Origin of the sequence: Enterobacter sp. CM29 (assembly GCF_013179605.1) — a bacterium.
GTDB lineage: Bacteria > Pseudomonadota > Gammaproteobacteria > Enterobacterales > Enterobacteriaceae > Enterobacter > Enterobacter intestinihominis.
In genome coordinates this window covers 1-1,564 of sequence record NZ_JABMCU010000344.1, presented here as the reverse complement: position 1 = coordinate 1,564, position 1,564 = coordinate 1, and the positions used below count along the sequence as shown (strand labels likewise).

At 48.7% G+C, this 1,564-nt stretch carries 3 protein-coding genes; 2 read left to right on the top strand and 1 reads right to left on the bottom strand.

Annotation, left to right across the window (positions count from 1 at the left end; genetic code table 11):
• Window positions 1-426 (bottom strand): FAD-dependent oxidoreductase (locus HP459_RS22865; RefSeq protein ID WP_171936914.1); only part of this gene is annotated, 426 nt, incomplete at its 3' end.
• Window positions 427-851: 425 nt separating this feature from the next.
• On the opposite strand from HP459_RS22865, the gene rpoE reads away from it, so the two are divergent.
• Both rpoE and HP459_RS22855 read left to right on the top strand, forming a co-directional pair.
• A complete protein-coding gene (gene rpoE / locus HP459_RS22860; protein WP_006176728.1) occupies window positions 852-1,427 on the top strand; it encodes an RNA polymerase sigma factor RpoE in 576 nt (191 codons plus the stop codon).
• Window positions 1,428-1,458: 31 nt separating this feature from the next.
• Window positions 1,459-1,564: RseA family anti-sigma factor (locus tag HP459_RS22855; protein WP_253939684.1), on the top strand; the 106-nt coding region annotated here is incomplete at its 3' end.

Genomic DNA, 1,564 nt, shown 5'->3' with positions numbered 1-1,564 from the left:
GGTTTCAACCGCTTTTCCTGTTGCATCAGCAGCGTGCAGAATACGGCGATGGCTGTGCCCGCCTTCACGGGTCAGATGATAGCTCTCTTCACCATTAGGCTGAACCTGCGTATCAAACAGCACGCCCTGGTCGATAAGCCATTGCACGCAGTGGCGGGCATTGCTGGCGACAAACTCTGCGGCATGCTCATCCACGATCCCGGCACCGGCAATCAGAGTGTCTTCTACGTGTGAGGCAATGCTGTCCGTTTCATCAAACACGGCGGCAATACCGCCTTGTGCATAGAAGGTGGAACCTTCGCTCATCGGCCCTTTACTCAGCACGATTACGTTCTGATGTTCCGCCAGGCGCAGCGCGAGGGAGAGGCCAGCAGCACCGCTGCCGATAATCAGTACATCACAATGGAGTTCAGGCGTTGTATTCATGATGTTTGTTTAATTTACTAAACATGGTCTGGGCAGAATAGCATTGTGATGCGAGTTATCGCACGTTTTTTTTGAAGCGTGTTGCAATGACTAAACGGATGGCCGGAAGTTAAATCATCGCTAAATGACTGGAATTATTTTGCGAAGCAGATCGTTAGCTTCAGATTTTGTGGTGAAATAAAGCCTGTGTTGCGTTACTCTTCTGACGATAAAGTTAATGATTCTTGTCAGAAAGCGGGTGCGTATCGTGAACAGACTTATAATGAGAGAAAATGAACGGTCTGCGGCGCGATGAACAAAAACAAAGGCGTTACGGAACTTATTGAAGAACAGACGCTCTAATTCGGTGCTTGCTCAAAGTGCAATGTTGTTAGAGTGGCGTTTCGATAACGCGTGGAATTTGGTTTGGGGAGACATTACCTCGGATGAGCGAGCAGTTAACGGACCAGGTCCTGGTTGAACGGGTCCAGAAGGGAGATCAGAAAGCTTTTAACCTACTGGTGGTGCGCTACCAGCATAAGGTAGCGAGTCTGGTTTCCCGCTATGTACCGTCAGGCGATGTTCCTGATGTGGTACAAGAGTCTTTTATTAAGGCCTATCGCGCGCTGGATTCATTCCGGGGGGATAGTGCTTTTTATACCTGGCTGTATCGTATTGCAGTCAATACGGCTAAGAATTATTTGGTTGCTCAGGGGCGTCGTCCGCCTTCAAGTGATGTTGACGCTATCGATGCAGAAAACTTCGAAAGTGGCGGCGCGCTGAAAGAAATTTCGAACCCTGAGAACTTAATGTTGTCAGAAGAACTGAGACAAATCGTTTTTCGCACGATCGAGTCGCTCCCGGAAGATTTACGCATGGCAATTACGTTACGGGAGCTGGATGGCCTAAGCTATGAAGAGATAGCCGCCATCATGGATTGTCCGGTCGGCACGGTTCGTTCACGAATTTTCCGTGCGCGAGAAGCCATTGATAATAAAGTTCAACCGCTTATCAGGCGTTGACGATAGCGGGATACTGGAAAAGGTATTAGGCATGCAGAAAGAAAAACTTTCCGCTTTAATGGATGGTGAAATGCTGGATAGTGAGCTGCTCGATGAGTTGTCTCATTCTCCCGAAATGCAACAGACCTGGGAGAACT